Origin of the sequence: Methylobacterium sp. Leaf123, assembly GCF_001423405.1 — a bacterium.
In the GTDB taxonomy this organism is placed as follows: domain Bacteria; phylum Pseudomonadota; class Alphaproteobacteria; order Rhizobiales; family Beijerinckiaceae; genus Methylobacterium.
In genome coordinates this window covers 120,930-139,013 of sequence record NZ_LMNS01000034.1, presented here as the reverse complement: position 1 = coordinate 139,013, position 18,084 = coordinate 120,930, and the positions used below count along the sequence as shown (strand labels likewise).

16 protein-coding genes are annotated in these 18,084 nt (G+C 69.6%); 9 read left to right on the top strand and 7 right to left on the bottom strand.

Annotated elements, in window-relative coordinates:
• The first annotated feature begins 231 nt into the window (after positions 1-231).
• Positions 232-861, top strand: a complete 630-nt coding sequence (locus tag ASF53_RS16565) for a GNAT family N-acetyltransferase (RefSeq protein WP_056201015.1) — start codon at positions 232-234, stop codon at positions 859-861.
• 9 nt (positions 862-870) lie between these two features.
• Here ASF53_RS16565 and ASF53_RS16560 read toward each other — a convergent pair whose 3' ends face one another.
• Positions 871-1,335, bottom strand: a complete 465-nt coding sequence (locus tag ASF53_RS16560) for a YcgN family cysteine cluster protein (protein WP_056200650.1) — start codon at positions 1,333-1,335, stop codon at positions 871-873.
• Between the two features lie 310 nt (positions 1,336-1,645).
• Here ASF53_RS16560 and ASF53_RS16555 point away from each other — a divergent pair, with 310 nt between their 5' ends.
• The 4 genes from ASF53_RS16555 (at position 1,646) to ASF53_RS16540 (ending at position 6,291) form a co-directional block, all read left to right on the top strand.
• Positions 1,646-3,943, top strand: coding sequence for a transglycosylase domain-containing protein (locus ASF53_RS16555; RefSeq protein ID WP_056200647.1), 2,298 nt, complete (start codon positions 1,646-1,648; stop codon positions 3,941-3,943).
• Between the two features lie 10 nt (positions 3,944-3,953).
• The gene (locus ASF53_RS16550) at positions 3,954-4,673 is read left to right on the top strand and encodes a DUF1214 domain-containing protein (protein ID WP_056200644.1); all 720 of its coding nucleotides are present in this window, start codon (positions 3,954-3,956) and stop codon (positions 4,671-4,673) included.
• Entirely contained in the window at positions 4,670-5,275 is a 606-nt protein-coding gene (locus ASF53_RS16545; protein ID WP_056200642.1) for a DUF1254 domain-containing protein, read from the top strand. Before ASF53_RS16550 ends, ASF53_RS16545 begins: the two co-directional genes overlap by 4 nt.
• Before the next feature lie 530 nt (positions 5,276-5,805).
• Positions 5,806-6,291, top strand: a complete 486-nt coding sequence (locus ASF53_RS16540; RefSeq protein WP_056200640.1) for a MarR family winged helix-turn-helix transcriptional regulator — start codon at positions 5,806-5,808, stop codon at positions 6,289-6,291.
• Positions 6,292-6,387: 96 nt separating this feature from the next.
• Here the strand turns inward: ASF53_RS16540 and ASF53_RS16535 are convergent, their stop codons facing one another.
• Positions 6,388-6,750, bottom strand: a complete 363-nt coding sequence (locus ASF53_RS16535; protein ID WP_056200638.1) for a c-type cytochrome — start codon at positions 6,748-6,750, stop codon at positions 6,388-6,390.
• A gap of 314 nt (positions 6,751-7,064) precedes the next feature.
• Here ASF53_RS16535 and ASF53_RS16530 point away from each other — a divergent pair, with 314 nt between their 5' ends.
• From ASF53_RS16530 to ASF53_RS16520, 3 genes are all read left to right on the top strand, one after another.
• The gene (locus ASF53_RS16530; RefSeq protein ID WP_056201011.1) at positions 7,065-8,498 is read left to right on the top strand and encodes an FAD-linked oxidase C-terminal domain-containing protein; all 1,434 of its coding nucleotides are present in this window, start codon (positions 7,065-7,067) and stop codon (positions 8,496-8,498) included.
• Positions 8,499-8,603: 105 nt separating this feature from the next.
• Positions 8,604-8,834 (top strand): hypothetical protein, encoded by a 231-nt coding sequence (locus tag ASF53_RS16525; RefSeq protein WP_056200636.1) that lies wholly within the window; start codon positions 8,604-8,606, stop codon positions 8,832-8,834.
• Between the two features lie 14 nt (positions 8,835-8,848).
• Entirely contained in the window at positions 8,849-9,118 is a 270-nt protein-coding gene (locus ASF53_RS16520) for a DUF6894 family protein (protein WP_056200634.1), read from the top strand.
• 16 nt (positions 9,119-9,134) lie between these two features.
• On the opposite strand, the gene ASF53_RS16515 is transcribed toward ASF53_RS16520, so the two are convergent.
• From ASF53_RS16515 to ASF53_RS16500, 4 genes are all read right to left on the bottom strand, one after another.
• Positions 9,135-9,941: a 23S rRNA (adenine(2030)-N(6))-methyltransferase RlmJ gene (locus ASF53_RS16515; protein ID WP_082482771.1), complete on the bottom strand. Its 807-nt coding sequence runs from the start codon at positions 9,939-9,941 to the stop codon at positions 9,135-9,137.
• Positions 9,942-10,416: 475 nt separating this feature from the next.
• The gene (locus ASF53_RS16510; protein WP_056200631.1) at positions 10,417-11,091 is read right to left on the bottom strand and encodes a ribonuclease T2 family protein; all 675 of its coding nucleotides are present in this window, start codon (positions 11,089-11,091) and stop codon (positions 10,417-10,419) included.
• A gap of 99 nt (positions 11,092-11,190) precedes the next feature.
• On the bottom strand, positions 11,191-11,658 hold the full coding sequence (locus tag ASF53_RS16505; protein WP_056200622.1) for a hypothetical protein: 468 nt from the start codon (positions 11,656-11,658) through the stop codon (positions 11,191-11,193).
• 180 nt (positions 11,659-11,838) lie between these two features.
• Positions 11,839-12,828, bottom strand: coding sequence for an extensin-like domain-containing protein (locus ASF53_RS16500; protein WP_056200618.1), 990 nt, complete (start codon positions 12,826-12,828; stop codon positions 11,839-11,841).
• 112 nt (positions 12,829-12,940) lie between these two features.
• Between ASF53_RS16500 and ASF53_RS16495 the strand changes: the two genes are divergently transcribed.
• The gene (locus tag ASF53_RS16495) at positions 12,941-14,173 is read left to right on the top strand and encodes an amidase (RefSeq protein WP_056200615.1); all 1,233 of its coding nucleotides are present in this window, start codon (positions 12,941-12,943) and stop codon (positions 14,171-14,173) included.
• A 28-nt stretch (positions 14,174-14,201) separates the two neighbouring features.
• On the opposite strand, the gene ASF53_RS16490 is transcribed toward ASF53_RS16495, so the two are convergent.
• Positions 14,202-18,017 carry a GAF domain-containing protein gene (locus ASF53_RS16490; RefSeq protein WP_156635598.1) on the bottom strand — a complete coding sequence of 1,272 codons (3,816 nt, stop codon included), beginning with the start codon at positions 18,015-18,017 and terminating at the stop codon, positions 14,202-14,204.
• Positions 18,018-18,084 lie beyond the last annotated feature (67 nt).

The following is an 18,084-nucleotide window of genomic DNA, read 5'->3' as shown; positions in this document are numbered from 1 at the left end:
GGAAATCCGGGCCTTTGCTGGCTGAGCTCGGCGCGATGCTTCCGTTAGCTCTGATTGGGGGCCCGTCCGAGGCGGACAGACCAGCCATGCGGAGGTCGGCGTCGATCCGGCATTTTGCTGCATTGCAGCATGGCGCTTTTCATACCAGATTCATCCGGTCCGCGCCGTGAGAGGGAGGCCGCGCGGGTGAAGCGCCGATCCGGCTCATTGCAAGAGTTCTTCGCGTCCCCGATGTCTCTCTCGATACCTTTGCCCGATCCTCCCGTGCGCCGCGTGGCCAGCGCGGGCCGCGACAGCCCCCGCCTTCGCCGTCTCTGGCTGAGCGACCGGCCGGCGGTGCGGGCCTTCTTCCTGCGCCTCGATCCCGAGACCCGCGCGAGCCGCTTCATGGCCGCGGTCAACGACCGGATGGCCGCGTCCTATGCCGAGCGGGCGACCGTCATGTCCGGCATGGTCATCGGTGCCTTCGTGGACGGCGAATTGCGGGCGGTGGGTGAACTGCGCCCGTTCGGATCCGGGCAGGCCGGAGGCCGGCGTGCGGAAGTCGCTCTCACCGTCGAGCGGGGCTTCCGGCGGGCGGGTCTGGGTTCGATGCTGCTGCGGCGTCTCGCCGAGGCGGCCCGCAACCGCGGCATCGCCGAGCTGCGCCTGCGCTGCTTGTCCCACAACGTTGCGATGCGGCGGCTCGTCACGGGCCTTGGTGCCGAGCTGCGCCTCGATGACGGCGAGAGCGAAGGCGCGATCCCTCTTGCGCGGGCGACGCCGCTCTCGCTCTGGCGGGAGGGCATCGAGACAGCGCTCGATTTCCATCTCGCGGTGGCGACTCTGCCGCTGCCGCCGCCTCTGGTGCGCGCAGCCTGACTCGCCCGCTCAGGCGGCTTCGTCCGGCCACGCGACGATGCGCTCGACCAGCTCGTCCTCGGCAAATTCCTCCTCGTTGCCGGCGACGCGGCCGCGCACGGAGATGCCGGCCTCGTGGACGCTGGCCCGACGGCCGGTCTTCAGCGGGTGCCACGCGGGCAGGTCGCGGCCCTCCCGCACGAGGCGGTAGCCGCAGGTCGGCGGCAGCCAGGGGATCGTGCGCACCGCCTCCGGCGTCAGTTGCACGCAATCCGGCACGCGCTTGGCGCGGTTGCGGTAGTCGCGGCAGCGGCAGGTATGGGTGTCGAGCAGGGTGCAGCCGACATCGGTGTGGTGGATCTCGCCGGTGTCGTCGTCCTCGAGCTTGAGCAGGCAGCAGCGGCCGCAGCCGTCGCACAGGCTTTCCCATTCCGCCGGGCTCATCGCCTCGAGCGTCTTCACGCGCCAGAACGGCCCTTCGCTGCGCTCGGCCATATCAGGCGCCTGCTCGCTTTCGATCGTATCGTTTCGGGACAAGGCGCCCCTCCTGCCGCATGCCGACGCCGGGAGCAAGCCGGACCGGACGTTCCGCCATCCGCCCGCCGGATTCGGCTGCCAGAGGCTTCTTAAGGTTAACGCACAGTAGGTGGTCCGCCCGGGGGCGGTGGCCCGCCCTTCGCGTTCCTTAACGGAAGCGAAAGCTCGCGGGCCGGCGCATGTCCTGATACAGAACGTATCGGATAGCGTTGCCGAGGCCCGCGCTCTACGCCGACCCGGACAACGTCGAAAGAAACCGGAAGCCGCCTTGCGCCTGCCCAGCCTCAAGACGCTGACGACGCGGATCAGCCGTGCGGCCCTGGCCTTCGATGCCTGGGTCAATGCGAGCCTATACGAGGGCGGCCATTCCACGACGGAAGCCTACGAGCGCTTCCAGGCGCGGATGCAGGTCTTCTCCGTCCGCGGCTGGAAGCGCTACGCCCTCGATCTCACCAGCGAGGGCGTCACCATCGGGACGGCGGGCGCCATGCTGCTGCTGTTCCTGGCGCAGCCCGCCTTCAACCTCACCAGCGACAACTGGCTGAAGGCCCAGGATCTCGCCGTCACCTTCCTCGACCGCTACGGCACCGAGGTCGGGCGCCGCGGCATCAAGCACGACGATTCCTTGAAGTTCGACGATTTTCCCGAACTGATGATCAAGGCGCTGCTCTCGACCGAGGACCGGCGCTTCTACGAGCATTGGGGTATCGATCCGATCGGCACCTCCCGCGCGCTCGTCTCGAATTCCTCCGGCAAGGGCAATGTGCAGGGTGGTTCGACCCTCACGCAGCAGCTTGCCAAGAACCTGTTCCTGACGAACGAGCGCTCGCTGGAGCGCAAGGTCAACGAGGCGTTCCTCGCCTTCTGGCTCGAAGCGCACCTGACCAAGAACCAGATCCTCAAGCTCTATCTCGACCGCGCCTATATGGGCGGCGGCACCTTCGGCGCGGTGGCGGCGGCGGATTACTATTTCGGCAAGCGCCTGCAGGACATCACGCTGGCGGAAGCCGCGATGCTGGCCGGCCTGTTCAAGGCGCCGACCAAGTACTCGCCCAACGTCAACCTGCCCGCCGCCCGCGGCCGGGCGGTGGACGTGCTGCACAACATGGTCGAGGCGGGCTTCGTCACCGAGGGGCAGATCCAGACGGCGTTGCGCAACCCCGCGACCCCGGTGACCCGCACCAAGGACATCACCGCCGACTATTACCTCGATTGGGCCTTCAACGAGGTGAAGCGGATGGCCGATGCGGGCAAGCTCCGCAACGACCGCGTGCTCACGGTCAAGACGCCGCTCGACCTCTCGATCCAGCGCTCCGCCGACCAAGCGGTCGAGAACATGCTGCGGCGGCTCGGCGACCAGTACGACGTGGACGAGGCGGGCGTGGTGATCCTCGACCCCGACGGGGCGCTGCGCGCCATGGTCGGCGGCGCCGATTACGGCGAGAGCCAGTTCAACCGCGCCACCGATGCGCTGCGCCAGCCGGGCTCCTCGTTCAAGCCCTACGTCTACGCTGCGGCCCTGGCCTCGGGCTTGTTCAAGCCGGACACGCCGGTGGTGGATTCGCCGGTCTGCGTCGGCAACTGGTGCCCGCAGAATTACGGCCGCTCCTATTCCGGCCGCCAGCCGATGTGGCTCGCGGTGGCCAAATCGGTCAACACGATCCCGATCAAGGTCACGACCGCGATCGGTAAGGGGCTCGGCATCACCCACGACTGGAAGGCGGCCAAGGCGGGCCGTGAGAAGATCATCCAGCTCGCCAAAGCGATGGGCGTGACGACGCCGCTCACCGACACGCCCTCGTTGCCGATCGGCGCCACCGAGGTGACGGTGATGGATCAGGCGGCGGGCTTTGCCGTGTTCGCCAACGGCGGCAAGGTCGCCAAGCCCTACGTCGCCTCCGAGGTGCGCAATTCCAGCGGCGAGGTGATCTACCGCCACGCCGACGAGAAGCCGGTACAGGTGCTCTCGTCGCAGGTGACGGCGGACATGAACTACATGCTCAACAAGGTCGTCGAGGAAGGCACCGCGCGAAAGGCCCAGATCGAGGGCGTGAAGGTCGCGGGCAAGACCGGCACGACCAACGGCTACCGCGACGCGTGGTTCGTCGGCTACACCGGCAACTATGTCGGCGCCGTCTGGTACGGTAACGACGACCACAGCCCGACCAACAAGATGACCGGCGGTTCGCTCCCCGCGATGACGTGGCACGAGATCATGGCCCCTGCCCATCAGGGCATCGAGTTGAAGCCGATGCCCGGCCTGAACGACCGCAAGAGCGCGCCGCAGGCCGCCCAGGCGCAGGCCGACGGCGCGGCGGCGGCGGCGAGCACCGGCGGCCGGCTCTCGCGCCGCTCCTTCGAGGTGCTGTCGGGCCTCAACGGCCTGTTCCGCAACGTCGAGACCAACCGTTCCGCCGCTAAAAGCGAGCCCGGCAAAAGCGAACCTGGCAAGACCGATCCGGCGCGCTCGGGCGCCGTCGCCCCCGATCGGATGCGGGCGCCGGGCGTCATGCCCGTCGATGTCGCCGAGGGCGCGCGCGCCTCCGGCGGCTTCGGGACGCCCTGAGGCCGACCCCATGGCCCAGTCGAGTGGAGTCGGCCCGGCGGCCGGAACATCCCTGCGTGAGGATGCGGGCGCGGAGCCGTCCAGGCGCACGCCCGCGCAGCTGCCCAAGCGGCTTGGTCGCCTCGCGCGGGGCGCGGCTTCGCGCGGCTCGCGTGTCGGGCTGTTCGTCTACGCGCTCACCCTCGGTGGGCTCCTGGGCCTTGCCAGTGCCGACTACGCCACCAGCGGCGGCTATCCCTTCGGCGGGACGGCGATCGGGAGCTGGACGGCGTGGCCGCGGGCGGGCTCGCTCGATTCCGATCCCTATTCACGCGCCGTCAACGCCCGGCGCAGCGACATTCCCCTCGCGGTCGGGGAGGGCATGTTGCTGACCGCTGCCAGCGACGACAAGGGGCGGACGCTGGACGCCGCCTGCAGCTATCGCCTCGCGGGGGTGACGCCCCCGGCCCGCGCCTGGACCCTCACCGTGACCGGCCGTGGCGCGCTGGCCGCGGGGCAGGAGCCGGTGCGGACGGGCTTCACCTCCACCGAGATCCTGCGCGAGCCTGATGGCCGGTTCGCGATCCTGCTGAGCCCCGAGGTCCAGCCCGGCAACTGGCTGCCGATGCCGCGACCGCGGGGGCCGATCCGGCTGGCGCTGCGCCTCTACGACACGCCGGTGGCCGCGAGCGTCGGCTCGCTCGACCGGGACACCCTGCCGGCGATCGAGCGCACGGGGTGCGGGTCATGAGCCGCGGCGCCTTCTGGCTCGCCACCGCCTGCGGCCTCGTCATCGCCGGCATCGTCCACATCGCCACGGTGCTGGCGATTCCGCGCTTCTCGGAGGGCGACGCCTTCACCCGCGCGCGGGCGAGCGAGACCCTCGACCATCCCTTGCGCATCCACGGCCTTGCGGGTGCGCCCGCGGCGAACGGCGAATGGCTGCCCAACCCCGATCCGGCGGTCTCCGTTGGCGTGTGCTCCTACGACCTTGATGACGGGCCGATGCGGGTCTCGGCCCAGGCCGGCTCGCTGATGCTGTCGGTCTCGATGCATAGCCGCCGGGGCGCCTTCTACGCGGTGACCGATCAGGCGGCGGTGCGCGGCGGGCTCGATCTCGTGGTGATGACCCGCGCCCAGTACGACGAGGCTTTGGCCAACGACGTGGCTGGCGAGGTGACGCGCGACGTGCGCATCGTCGCCCCCGCCCGGCGCGGCTTCGCGGTGGTCCGCGTCATCGCCGCCCTGCCGAGCGAGCGCGCCGTGGCCGACGCGGCGGTGCAGGCGGTGTCCTGCACCATCGACAGCCCGGCCGAGCCGACGGGGGAAGAACCGGGCAAGGGCAAAAGTTGAGGCGAGAGTTGAGGGCAGACGGCGATCTGCTCCGCTGCCGCAAGCGCTTGGCTGTCCACACCGATAGAAGGAACGCGAGTCCGATCGTCCGAGGGATCGCTACCCCTGACGGCCGGCTCAGCCGATTCCATTTCAGTCCTTGGGCGCATCGGCGTTCCGTTCATCGAGGAACGCGCGGATTATTTTCGCCGCGGCGGCTTTCGGGAGCGCGATGTCCATGCGGATGGCTGTGAAAGCCATGTGCGTGGTTCGATTGTACCCACGATGATTTTTCTTTAGGGTCCGGGTCTTAGGTCTGTCGCAGGGATTCCACCGCGCGGCTGCCGTCGAGCGGGACGCGTATCGCGCGAAAGCGCAGGGGCCCAAGGGGCTGCTGCCTTTTCACGCAGGACTCCGATCCGATGGCGGCGGATCGCGGGGCGGCCCAATGATTCGCGGAGGCGGCTCGCCGCCCCCATATCCGTCGGTGCTGAACCCGTCTTGCGGGTCCGAAACGCCAGTGCGCCGTGGGCGCACCGAGGAAGAGTGTCATGAGTCAATCGGGCCGCGATGACCCGCAATCCCTGGACAGCCAACTCTGCTTTGCCGTCTACGCGGCGGCACATGCCTTCGGTCGCGCCTATCGCAGCCTTTTGGCCCATCACGAGCTGACCTACCCGCAATATCTCGTGCTGCTGGTGCTGTGGGAGGAGGAGGGGCTTTCGGTCAAAGAGATCGGCAGCCGCCTGTTCCTGGATTCCGGCACGCTCACGCCGCTCCTCAAGCGCCTGGAGGCCTCGGGCCATGTCCGCCGCGCCCGCGACCGGCCGGACGAGCGCCAGGTCAGCATCTTCCTCACGGAGAAGGGGCGTGGCCTTAAGGGTAAGATGGATTGCCTGCCGCACACGGTGGGCGGCATGACCGGGATGACCCTCGACGAGCGGCGCACGCTCCTCGACAACCTCGCCATGATGCGCGACGAACTGCATGCCCGCGCCGGCAGCACCGAATTGCCGGCCGCGAACGCGTCCCGCTGACGCAGCCGCCGGTCAATTGACGGTCGAAGACGAAAAAAGCCGCCCCGAGGGGCGGCTTTCCTATTGGAGTCGATCGAATGCCGGAGGCGCGGGGCCTCAGGACTTCGTCTTGAGGTAGGCGATGATGTCGTCGACCTTCTTCGGGTCCTTGACGCCGGGGAAGACCATCTTGGTGCCGGGCACCTTCTTCTTCGGGTCGGCGAGCCATTCCTTGAGGTTGGCCTCGTCCCAGGTGATGCCGGACTTCTTCAGCGCGTCGGAGAAGGCGTAGCCGTCGGCACCCTCACCGGCCTTCGCGCCGACGACACCCTTCAGGGTCGGGCCGACGCCGTTCTTCTCGAAATTGTGGCAGGCCTTGCAGGGCGCGAACGCCTTCTCGCCGGCGGCGGCATCGCCCTCGGCATGGGCGGCGACAGGCAACAGCAGCGCGAGGGCGGCGCCGAGGATGAGATGACGCATCGTTGTTTTCCTCCTTGAACGGCCGAAGCCGGCCTGCTTATGGCAGAGCTTTTAGCCTTAGAACAGATATAGACTATGCCGGGCACGCGTCCAGCCGAGGGCGCTTCACGAAGACGCTTCCGGTCCTTTCGGTGGCTGCATGGGTCGGCGGGAACCGCCGTGCGTCTCGGGAGACTTTCCGCTAGGATGCGCATCCGACGTCGTCCGAGCGAACCTGAGCCGCGGCGGCTGAAGCGGGGCTGAAGGCCCCGCACGCCCCTGTGGATCGCCGGAAACGACGACGAATAAACAAATCTCTGGAGGAGATGCCGGCCATGTCGATCGCCTTCCCCGCGCCGGATGCGGATGTCGTCGCCCGCCGCGAGGCGATCATCGAAGGGCTGTCCGCGCTGGTGGCGCCGGAGGCCCTGGTGACGACGGAGGACGAGCGCCGCGCCTTCGAGACCGACGGGCTCACCGCCTACCGCAAGATGCCGCTCGCCGTGGTGCTGCCCTCCACGACTCGGGAGGTCTCGGCGGTGATGGCCTTCTGCCACGCGAACGGCGTGCGGGTGGTGCCGCGCGGCGCCGGCACGTCTCTGGCCGGCGGCGCCATCGCCCAGGAGGACGCGATCATCCTCGGGGTGGGCAAGATGACGCGCATCCTCGATCTCGATTTCGCCAACCGCGTCGCGCGGGTCGAGGCCGGCATCACCAACCTCGCGATCTCCGGGGCGGTGGCGCATGAGGGCTTCTTCTACGCGCCCGATCCGTCGAGCCAGCTCGCCTGCACCATCGCCGGCAACATCGCCATGAATTCCGGCGGCGCGCATTGCCTGAAATACGGCGTGACGACGAACAACCTCATGGGCGTCACGCTCGTGACCAATGACGGCACCGTGGTCGAACTCGGCGGCGAGCATCTCGATTCCGGCGGCTACGACCTGCTCGGCCTGATCTGCGGCTCGGAAGGGCAGCTCGGCATCGTCACCGAGGCCACGGTGCGTATCCTGCGGGCTGCGGAAGGCGCGCGGCCGGCGCTGGTCGGCTTCTCATCGGTGGAGGATGCCGGCGCCTGCACCGCGGCGATCATCGCGGCGGGCATCATCCCCGTCGCCATCGAGTATATGGACCGCGAGGCGATCCTCATCACCGACGATTTCGCCAAGGCCGGCTACCCGCGCGACGCCGCCGCGATGCTCATCATCGAGGTCGAGGGTTCGGACGAGGAATGCACAGACATGCTGGCGCGCATCGAGGCGATCGCCGCAGGGTTCAACCCCACCAGCATCCGCGTCTCGAAATCGGAAGCCGAATCCGCCGCGATCTGGAAGGGCCGCAAATCCGCCTTCGGCGCCACCGGGCGCATCTCCGACTACATCTGCATGGACGGCACGATCCCGACCGGCCAGCTCGGCCACGTGCTGGAGCGGATCGAGGCGATCTGCGCCGAGCAGGGGCTTCGCGTCGCCAACGTGTTCCATGCCGGCGACGGCAACCTGCACCCGCTGATCCTGTTCGACATCAACAAGCCCGGCGAATTGCAGAAGGCCGAGGCGGCGGGTGATGCGATCCTCAAGCTCTGCGTCGAGGTCGGCGGCTGCCTCACCGGCGAGCACGGTGTCGGCATCGAGAAGCGCGAGCTGATGCGCTTCCAGTACACCCAGGACGACCTCGAACAGCAGATGCGCGTGCGCAACGTGTTCGATCCGGCTTGGCTGATGAACCCCGCCAAGGTGTTCCCGCTCGAGGGCCGGATCGCGGCCTGAACGGCAGGCGGAACGGATGCGGTCGCGGCCGGTTGGCGTCTCACCCGCTTCGCATCGGCCTGCGATGATCGCGCCGGGACGATGCGCCAACCAGAGGCTCACGTGATGAAACATCCGATTCTGACCGCTGCCGCTCTCGTTTTCGGCACTGTCGTTCTGGCCGGTCCCGTCGAAGCCAAAGGCTGCCTCAAGGGCGCCGTCGTCGGCGGTGTCGCGGGCAGCATGGCCGGCCACGGCAAGGCCGGTGCCGCTGCCGGTTGCGCCGTCGGCCACCACGAGGCTAACAAAAAGGACAAGTCCGGTGGCCAGAGCCCGCAGCAGGGCTCGCCGAAGTAAGGCTGTCCTCCCTGGTGCCTCGCTACTTCTTCCACACCCGCATCGGCCCCGACGCCCTCACCGACGACGAGGGCGTCGAGCTGCGTGATCCCGATCAGGCCTGGCGGGTGGCGCGGGCGACGATCCGCGCCAGCCTGGAGGATGAGGGGAGCGATCCGCGACTGATCACCGCGATCCTCGTCGTCACCGACGAGGCCGGGGAGGTCGTCCTGGAATTCCCCTTCGCCGAGGCGATCCCCGAACCGGGCGTCGAGCCCGAGCCGGGGGAGGGGACGTTGCATTGAGGGCGCGGCGGGTGGTTTATCCTGTCGGCCCGAGCCGCTCGCTGCGGAAGGCGCCGTAGCCGCTGCGGGCCAGCCGCTCGGCGAGAGCCGGCATGAACAGCTCCGCTTCCGCCGCCAGGGTCCAGGGCGGGTTGATGACCACGAGGCCGGTGCCAGTCAGGCGGGTCGGATCGTCGGGCCGCTCGATCATCAGGTCGAGGCGCAAAGCGGGCCGCTCCAGCCCCGCATCGAGCGCGGCGGCCATGCGATCGACCCCGGACACGTCCTTGATCGGATACCAGCCGATATAGGTCCCGGTGGGCCACTTCCGCGTGGCCTTCAGCAAATGTGCGCCCAAACGGTCGATCTCGCCGCGCTCCTCGTAGGGCGGGTCGATCAGCACGAGGCCCCGGCGCTCCGGCGGCGGGATCAAGGCGTTGAGCGCGGTCCAGCCGTCGAGATGCATCACCTTGGTGCGGGAATCGCTGGCGTAGCGCTGCGCCAGCGTCTGCGCGTCGGCCGGATGCAGCTCGACGAACACGCCCTTGTCGCCGGCCCGCAGGGCTTCGCGGATGATCGCGGGCGAGCCGGGATAGGTGGTGGCCCCGAAGCGCGCCCGCACGGCGGCCACCGCCTCGCGATAGGGCGTGAGCAAGGTCTCGACCTCGGGCGCGAACGGCACGTCGAGCCGGCCGAAGCCGTCGTGCCACTCGCCCGTGCGCCCGGCTTCCTCCGCTTCGAGGTCATAGACGCCGAGGCCCGCATGGGTGTCGATGGCGCGGAACGGTTTGTCCTTGGCGCCGAGATGGATGAGCACGCGGGTCAGCACGAGGTGCTTGAGCACATCCGCGAAATTGCCGGCGTGGAAGGCGTGACGGTAGTTCAGGGCGCGTGTCCAAGAGCAGGAGAGACGACGTCGAAGGTTTGCGGGGGAAGGCACGGCGCCGTCATCGTTGACGGGCGGAAGCGCAACCCCTCATACGTGTTCGTGTCGGACGTGAACCTTCCCGGTTGCGACGGCCCGGTGGCCAGCGGGGCTTGCGGTGGAGCCAGCCGGCCACCGCCCATCGCGAGCAGGCGAACCGGGAAGGAGGTGAGAGAATGTGATCGGTTTCCCGATTGCGGTCAGCATCACCGTGACGAAAACGCGAGATGGTTGGCGCTTTGCCATCCACCTCGCGCTGATCTGATCAGGATCGTCTGACAGGAGGCCGGCGGGCTGCCACCTGCCGGTCTCCGCTCACAACATAATGTCGTTCTGCGGAATTCCACAATCCGTGGACTTCGGGCTTCACACAATCCGACGGAATGTCCGCGCCTTACCTTGCCGCGTCGACCGACACCTCGCCGGCCCGGCAGTTCTGGCGTGCCACCTCGGGGCAGGGGGTGAAGCCGCGCAGGTCCTTCGAGAAGCAGATCCGCACGTCCTGCAACTGCCCGCGGCGGCAGGTCACCGACATCATGTCCGGGCGTAGGCCTTTGTTGGCCATCACGAACTGGCGGGCGATCTCGATCGGGGCGGCCCGCAGGCTCGCTTCCGGCTTCGCGAAAGCCTCGGGGATCGTCACCGCCTCGCGCGCCGTCTTCACCGCCTTGAAGTAGGCGACGGGATCGAGGCCGGAGCAGGTGCCATGGGTGCGCCACTCATGGCGGGCCAGCCCCTCGCTCGGCATGATCTCGCCCGCAGCCTCGACCGCGTTGCGGGTCAGCGGGCGCTCCACCGCCGAGCAGTTCGAGGGATAGCCGCGCTCGAATTGCGGCCACAGCCCGTGCACCACGAAGCCGAGTCCGCGGCCCGGGGCGCATTGCCCGTTACGGTCGCGGCGCGCACCCTCGCCATCGCAATAGGTCGGCGACCACGAGAGCGACAGCACGTAGAAGTCGAAACTGCCGGGCTCGCCGCCGCGGCGGAACCCGCCGAAATCCTGCGCACCCGCGCCGGAGGCCAGGGTCAGCCCGAGGGTCAGGGCAGCGAGGCGGCGGAGGCGGAGCATGGACGGGACTCGGAGGCAGCGGGACGCCTCAGGACGATGCCGGGCGCGGCCTGCAAGTCAAGCTTGCATCCGCGCGCTGCGGCGGGTTTCCCGCCCCGATCAGGGCCGCGCCATCCGGCAGGCCGTGGCGTAGGCATAGGCGTTGTTGCGGTCGAGGCCGTGAACGCAGAAATCGACGCCCCAGGTCGAGCCGATGATGCCGAGGCTCTCGCGCACCGAGTAATCGACCTTGCGCCGCACCCCGTCCGAGGTGGTAGCAAGCGCCGAGCAGAAGCGGCGCGGGATGAAATCGACGCCGTAGGGGCGCCACGCCGTGCGCTCGATCCGCTCGTAGGAGAGGATCGTCAGAGACGAATTCCAGAACTTCGCCTCCTTCTCGGCGAACTGGGTCGAGACCTTTTCCAGAACGTCGGCGTCCTGGCAGCCGGGAATGTCGGCATCGTAGGGGAAGGTCTGCTCCTCGGCCGGCGAGATTTCCTCGCGGCCGGAGCGGGCGAGCGCCGGCAGCACGGACGAGGCCGTGACGAGGCCGAGCGCCAGGACGGCGAGGGGAAGGTTCGGGCGCATGCCGCTCAGATCCGCCAGTTGAGGGTGCCGTGGCGCGACGCAGGCCCGGTCAGGGCTTGGCGCAGCGGGCACCGGATGGGCGAAAGACGATGCGCTGCGCTTGGCTCAAGTCAAGCTTCGACCGGGCCCGCGCGCCGCTTTTGGTCCGGGCTGGGGTGCGCCGGGCACACCCCGGACGGATTAATAGATCGGCTCGTCCGAGGCGTGATCCGCAGCATGGGGTGCGGCCAGCGACAGCGGCGCATAGGCCGCGTCATGGGCCGGAACCGGGGAGCGGGGCCGGCTCGGCGCGGGGGCGGCGGCATAGGCCGTGGGCGCCGGGGCGGCCGGCGCACGGGCGACGCGGTTGCCGGTCGTGCGTGAAGAGGTCGGCGCGACGCCGTAGGGATCGTCCTCCTCGACATCGATCGGCGCCTGGCTCGGGGCGGTCTGGCGCGTGGGCGGGCGCGGTGAGGCCAGGGGCCGGGGCGAACCGTCGGCAAGGTTGAGCTGCGACTCGAACTTGAGCAACGGCTTGCAGATGCGCTTCAGGCCGCGCGGGTCGTGCATCGCCAGATCGACGTGGATGTGGTCGTAGTGGAACACGTTGGAACCCGGCGCCAGCACCGTCGAGAACCGGGCGCAGGCCCCCACGAACACCTCGCGCAGGAAGGCCTGCTCGGCCTCGGTGCCGCGCCAGCCGCCCTTGACGGTGATGACGTGCCCGTCGGCGAGGGTGAAGGACATGATGTCGAGGGCGTTGCCGAAGGAATGCTCGGAGAGCTTGGCGCCGGCTTGGTTGTTGCGGCCGCGGCAGGAATAGGTGCCCGCGTTGATCTCGGCCACCGGCACGCCGAAATAGAGGTTGGCGGCGGGCTGGATCGTGTCGGCGAGCCACGCCTCGGCCTCGGCGAGCGCCGGGCAGGCCAAGGTCATGCGCTGCTTGAGCGCCACCGTGCCGCCGCCGAGCCGGGTGACCTTGAACGGCTGCTGCATGCCGCAGGGGCCGGGGCCGTCGATCTCCTTGGCCAGCGAGACATAGGCCGTCGGCTGCACGAGCTTGCGCGCGATGCACATCTGTTCGGCTTGATCACGCCATGCCTCCCGGCGTTCGAACCGGTTGATCGCACAGCCTGTGAGCCCCGCACCGAACAGCACCAGGGCCGAGAACGCTAACGCTTTACGCCACATGGACGCGACGATGCGCAGCGTCCCGTAAACGAGCCGCTAACGATGCGCGATCGGATCCGCTCCCATGTGGAGCGCTGTTGACAGATTCGACACGGACCCTGACTCGGATGGCATGATTTCGCTTCTCGATATCTGCGCCCGTGTCACCGACGGCTCCCTCTCGGCGGCGGACGCGATTCAGACGGCGCGCGAGCGGATCGCCGAACGCGACCCCGCCATCGGCGCCGTGCTCCGCACCGCGCCCGAGGCAGCGGTGCCCGCGCGCGGGCCGCTCGCCGGCATCGCGGTGGGGATCAAGGACATCATCGACACCGCCGACATGGCGACCGAGTCCGGCTCGGCGATCTATGCCGGCTGGCGGCCGCGGGCCGATGCGGCGATCGTCTCGCGGCTGCGCGCGCTCGGCGCAGTGCCCCTCGCCAAGACCGCGACCACGGCCTTTGCCGGCCTCGACCCCGCCGCCACCGTGAACCCGCGCGATCCCGGCCATACGCCCGGCGGCTCCTCCTCGGGCTCGGCCGCGGCGGTCGCCGCCGGGATGCTGCCCCTCGCGCTCGGCACCCAGACCGGCGGCTCGGTGATCCGCCCGGCGGCCTTCTGCGGGATCGCGGCGATCAAGCCCTCGTTCCGGCTGCTGCCGACGGTGGGCGTCAAGACCTTCTCCTGGGCGCTCGACACGGTCGGCCTGTTCGGTGCCTCCGTCGCCGACATCGCTCACGCGCTCGCGCTGATCGCGGACCGGCCGGGCATCGAGGCGCCTGCCCCGGAGCGCCCGCGCCTCGCCCTCTGCCTCCAGGATTTCGCGGGGAGCGCCGATGCGGATGCGCTCGCCGCGCTCGACCAGGCGGCCCGTGCCGCGGAGCGGGCCGGGGCGGTTGTGCGCGATCTCGTCCTGCCGGACCCCTTCGCGCGGGCCTGGGCCGCCCACCCGACGGTGCAGGATTTCGAGGCGCGCCAAGCGCTCGCCTGGGAATATGCCGAACACCGGGCGGCGCTGCCGCCGGTGCTGCGCGGCCAGCTCGACCGGGCGCAGGATCTGAGTGCGGCCGATTACGACGCCGCCCGCCGCGCGGCGCACCGGGCGCGCCGCCAGCTCAAGGAGCTGTTCTCGGATGTCGATGCGATCCTGACGGTGTCCAGTGTCGGACGCGCGCCGAAGGGCCTCGGCTCGACCGGGGATGCGCGCTTCAACCGCCTCTGGACCCTGATGGGCGTGCCCTGCGTCACGGTTCCGGTGCCGGGCGACGGCCTGCCGCTCGGCGTGCAGGTGATCGCCCGCTTCGGCGATGACGGGCGGGCGCTCGCCATCGCGTGGATGATCGAGGCGGCGCTGGCGCGGGGTTAAGGGATCGTCCCGCGGGGGCCTTCGGAATCTAGCCGGACTCGGTCCCACGCCGCGTCGTCTTGCGCCGTTCCGTGAGCGGCAGGTCGATGGAGCAGTGCAGGGCTGTCTCGCTCAGTTCGTAGCGTGTCCGCGCGTCGAGGGCGTAGGGCAGCGCCTTCTCGATCAGCTCGCGCCCGTAGCCGCGCCGTTGCGCGGCCCCCTCGCCGTGCGGGCGCTCGACCTCCGTCTCGCTCCAATGCAGGGCGAGCCGCATCCCGTCACCCTCGGCATAGGTGCGCCACGTCACGCTCAGCCATCCCGTGTCCCCGGCGAGCGCGCCGTATTTGCGGGCGTTGGTGGCGAGTTCGTGCAGGGCCAGCGCGAAGGTCTGCACCGTCGCCTTGCGCAGCCGAACGGACGGGCCGTCGAGATAGATGCGGTCGGACGCCTCCCAGGCGCCGAGGGCGTCGAGTTCCGTGGCGATGAGCGCGTGCAGGGTGATCGGCTCGATGGTGGAACGGGAGAGCAGGCCCTGCACCCGCGAGAGCACCGCGAGCCGGTCGTAGAACCGCGCGCGGAACGCCGTCATGGAATCGCTTCGGGCCATGGTCTGCTCGGCCAGCGAGCGCACCACCGTGATGAGGTTGCGGGTGCGGTGCTGCAACTCGGCCACCATCACGCCCTGCTGCTCCTGAAGCTGCCGCAGGTCGTCGATGTCGGTGGAGGTGCCGAGCCACTCGACGATCTCGCTTCCCTCGCGCAGCGGCAGGGCACGCGACTGGAACCAGCGATAGCGGCCCTCGGGGGCGTGACAGATTCGGTAATCGACGGCCAATGCCTCGGCCATGGCGGCCCCGCTCCAGGCATCCTGGGCCCGGTCGCGATCCTCGGGGTGAACCGCGTCGAGCCAGCCGAAGCCGCGGCTTTCCGCCTCGCTCTGGCCGGTATAGCGGCACCATTGCGGGCTCGCCCAGCTCCACGCGCCGCCTTCGCCCGCGCGCCAGACGAGCTGGGGGATGCCTTCGACCAGAGCGCGCTGCCGGGCTTCGCTCGTGCGCAGCTCGGTTTCGGCCTGCGCCCGCTCGGCCGCCTCCCAGGTCCGCGCGGCCACCTCCTCGATCAGCGTCGTCTCGGAGCGCGTCCAGATTCGGGGCTCGCGATGGATGGCGTAGAGCACGGCGCGCAGCCGGCCGTCGCGGACCAGCGGCACCGCGAGGAGGCTGCGGATCGCCGACCGGCTCCAGATCTCGGCGGTCGACACGCTCGCGATATCGGTCGCGCACACCGTCTCTCCGTTCCGGAGCCGGTGCTGGAACGCCTCGCCGAACATCCCGATCGATAGCGGTCCGAGGCGGAGCCGGGCCTGGGAGGGGTAGCCCACCTGCCTCTCGACCCGCTCGCCATCGTCGAAGATGCGCGCGTAGCCGACCCGGCTGACGCCGAGATGGTGTCCCAGCGTATCGACGACGCTCTGAAGGGCCGCCTGCGGCTCGGTCGCGCGCTGCAGCCGGTCGGCGATGTCGAGCAGGAAGGTCTGGCGCGCCTCCTCGATCCGCAGGTTCTCGGCGGCGATGTACTGGTCGTGGATGTCGGTGGCCGCGCCGAACCAGTGGACGATCCGTCCCTCGCCGTCGCGGGCCGGCGCGTGGCGGATCAGGAACCAGCGATAGGCGCCGTCGCGGCGGCGGACGCGCTGCTGCCGCTCCACCGGCCGGCCCGTGGCGGAGGCCTCGATGAAGGCGCGTTGGGTCTCCTCCCGCTCGTCGGGGTGGATCAACGCCAGCCAGCCGCCCTGCTGGGTCTTGTCCACGGGCTGGCCGGTATAGTCGCCCCATTGCTGGTTCACGACGATGACCTTGCCCTGAGGATCGACGTTCCACAGCAGGCTCGGCACGAGTTCGGCGAGGGTCCGGAACCGCTCCTCGCTCTGGCGCAGGGTGTCGGCGGTCCGCTTGCTCAGCAGCGCCTGGAGGATGGCCGGGGCCAGGGCCTCGGCGGCTTCGAGGTCCTCCCGCCGGTATCCGCCGGCGCGGTTGCCCAGCCCGATCATTCCGATCGTCTGTCCGTTCCGCTTCAGCGGCACGCCGAGAAAGGCCTTCAAGGGCGGGTGGCCCGTCGGTGTGCCGATCCGGTCCGGGTGCATGTCGGGATCGTTGGCGATGAGGCTTTTCCCGTCGCGCAGCACGCGGCCGTAGAGGCCGTGGATCTTGAGCCCTTTCGGGCCGACGCCCTTGGGAAAAGCGGGGTCGTCCATCGCGAAATGCTGCCAGCTGCGATCGCTGATGGAGAGTTCGTTGAACCGGTCGTTCTCCTGGTCGATCTCCCCCATGAAGCTGAAGGCGCTCTGCGTCACATCCTCGGCGACCGCGAGGCAGACCCGGCCGAGTTCCTCCTCGGTGCGGGCGGTCAACGCCTCGCGGAAGATGCGGTTGATCCCTTCGAGCACCGCGTTCTTGCGCCGGATATCCGCCTCCGCCCGGCCGCGCTCGACCGCCGACCAGATCCGCTCGGCCACGTCGCGCAGCAATCCGAGGTCGGCCCCCGTCCAAGCGCGTGGACTCGAATGGGTGACGCAGAGGGCGCCGACCAAGTTGCGGTTCTTGATGAGCGGCGCGCCCATGCAGGCGGCGATCTGCAGGGCGGCGAAGGCAGGACGGCCGGCCTCCGGAACCGACGCCGAGGCCTGCGTATCGGCCAGGACATGGCACACCCCGCGGCGGAGGATGTCGGCGGACCAGGCAAAGTCCGCGAACCTGTGCTCGCCGACGATCGAGAGCGCATCGCCGCGAAGGTGGTCCCACGCGATCCGGACGATCCCGGCGGCTTCGTCGATGGCGGCGTAGTAGCACCGGTCCACGTCCAGCCGCTCGCCCACCAGCCGGCAGGCCTCGCGCTGGATCGCCTCCGGATCGCTCAGTGTGCGCACCGCATCGCTCAATGCCAGGAGGAAGGCCTGCCGCTCCTCGCGGTCGCGCAGGGCCGTCTCGGCGACTTTGCGCTCGGTGACGTCGTCGTAGAGGATCAGCACGCGGTCGTTCGCCTGCGGATAGACGGAGACCTCGAACCAGCGGCCCTTCGGCGTATCCGTATGCTCCAGCCGCGCCGGCAGGCCCGCCGCGGCGATGCGCTCGTAGGTCTGGACCCACCAGGGATCGAGATCGGGCACCACGTCGCGCGACACCCGCCCGCGGGCGGACGCGGCCGGCAGGCCGATCAGCCGCTCGAAGGCGGGATTCAGCTCGATGTAGCGGAAATCGACGGCCCGGCCCTGCGCGTCGCGCACGAATTCAAGTTCGCAGAAACCCTGCCCCATGGTCTGGAACAGGGTGCGGTACTTCTCTTCGCTCGCCCGAAGGGCCGCTTCGGCCCGAAGGCGCTCCCTGTCCTCGCGGGCGGCGTCCGTGGCCGTCTCGCAGGCGCCGGTCACGAGAACGAGCACGCCGGCCGCCGTTCCGTCGGCGCCGCGCAGAGGGCTGAGGCAGAGCGTGATCAGGGCGCCCGAGGGCGCCGTGCCGAGGGCGATGCCGGTGGCGGTGACCGCCTCGCCGCCGCGGGCGCGCCGGAGGAGCGGCGCGAGCGCGTTCCCCGTCGATCCGTCCGTCCCGAGTGTGGTGAAGGCGGCGCCGAGCGGGTCGCGACCGAGAAGCGTGGCGAAGGCGTCGTTGCACAGGGTGGTCGAGGCCGCGCCCCAGGCCAGGGCGGCGGGGGTTCCGAGGCCATTCACGAGCGTGGCGGCGGAGCGCAGGGCATCCGGCCACGACTCGACCGGGCCGAGCGGCGTCGCCGCCCAGTCGTGTTGGTAGATCCGCCGGTCCGCCGCGCCCAGATCCGACGACCGGTTGGGCGGGCCTGTTCGTTCGCCCATCCCACACACCGTTGTGGCTCGATGGGCTCAACCTAAGGAGTGGGTTGGCGATTTTGTAAAGTGAGCG

Bases quoted from the DNA above. Each gene is read 5' to 3' on its own strand.
- ASF53_RS16565 (WP_056201015.1), top strand. From the start codon at position 232: ATGTCTCTCTCGATACCTTTGCCCGATCCTCCCGTGCGCCGCGTGGCC.
- ASF53_RS16560 (WP_056200650.1), bottom strand. From the start codon at position 1,335: ATGGCCGAGCGCAGCGAAGGGCCGTTCTGGCGCGTGAAGACGCTCGAG.
- ASF53_RS16550 (WP_056200644.1), top strand. From the start codon at position 3,954: ATGGCCCAGTCGAGTGGAGTCGGCCCGGCGGCCGGAACATCCCTGCGT.
- ASF53_RS16545 (WP_056200642.1), top strand. From the start codon at position 4,670: ATGAGCCGCGGCGCCTTCTGGCTCGCCACCGCCTGCGGCCTCGTCATC.
- ASF53_RS16540 (WP_056200640.1), top strand. From the start codon at position 5,806: ATGAGTCAATCGGGCCGCGATGACCCGCAATCCCTGGACAGCCAACTC.
- ASF53_RS16535 (WP_056200638.1), bottom strand. From the start codon at position 6,750: ATGCGTCATCTCATCCTCGGCGCCGCCCTCGCGCTGCTGTTGCCTGTC.
- ASF53_RS16530 (WP_056201011.1), top strand. From the start codon at position 7,065: ATGTCGATCGCCTTCCCCGCGCCGGATGCGGATGTCGTCGCCCGCCGC.
- ASF53_RS16525 (WP_056200636.1), top strand. From the start codon at position 8,604: ATGAAACATCCGATTCTGACCGCTGCCGCTCTCGTTTTCGGCACTGTC.
- ASF53_RS16510 (WP_056200631.1), bottom strand. From the start codon at position 11,091: ATGCTCCGCCTCCGCCGCCTCGCTGCCCTGACCCTCGGGCTGACCCTG.
- ASF53_RS16505 (WP_056200622.1), bottom strand. From the start codon at position 11,658: ATGCGCCCGAACCTTCCCCTCGCCGTCCTGGCGCTCGGCCTCGTCACG.
- ASF53_RS16500 (WP_056200618.1), bottom strand. From the start codon at position 12,828: ATGTGGCGTAAAGCGTTAGCGTTCTCGGCCCTGGTGCTGTTCGGTGCG.
- ASF53_RS16495 (WP_056200615.1), top strand. From the start codon at position 12,941: ATGATTTCGCTTCTCGATATCTGCGCCCGTGTCACCGACGGCTCCCTC.
- ASF53_RS16490 (WP_156635598.1), bottom strand. From the start codon at position 18,017: ATGGGCGAACGAACAGGCCCGCCCAACCGGTCGTCGGATCTGGGCGCG.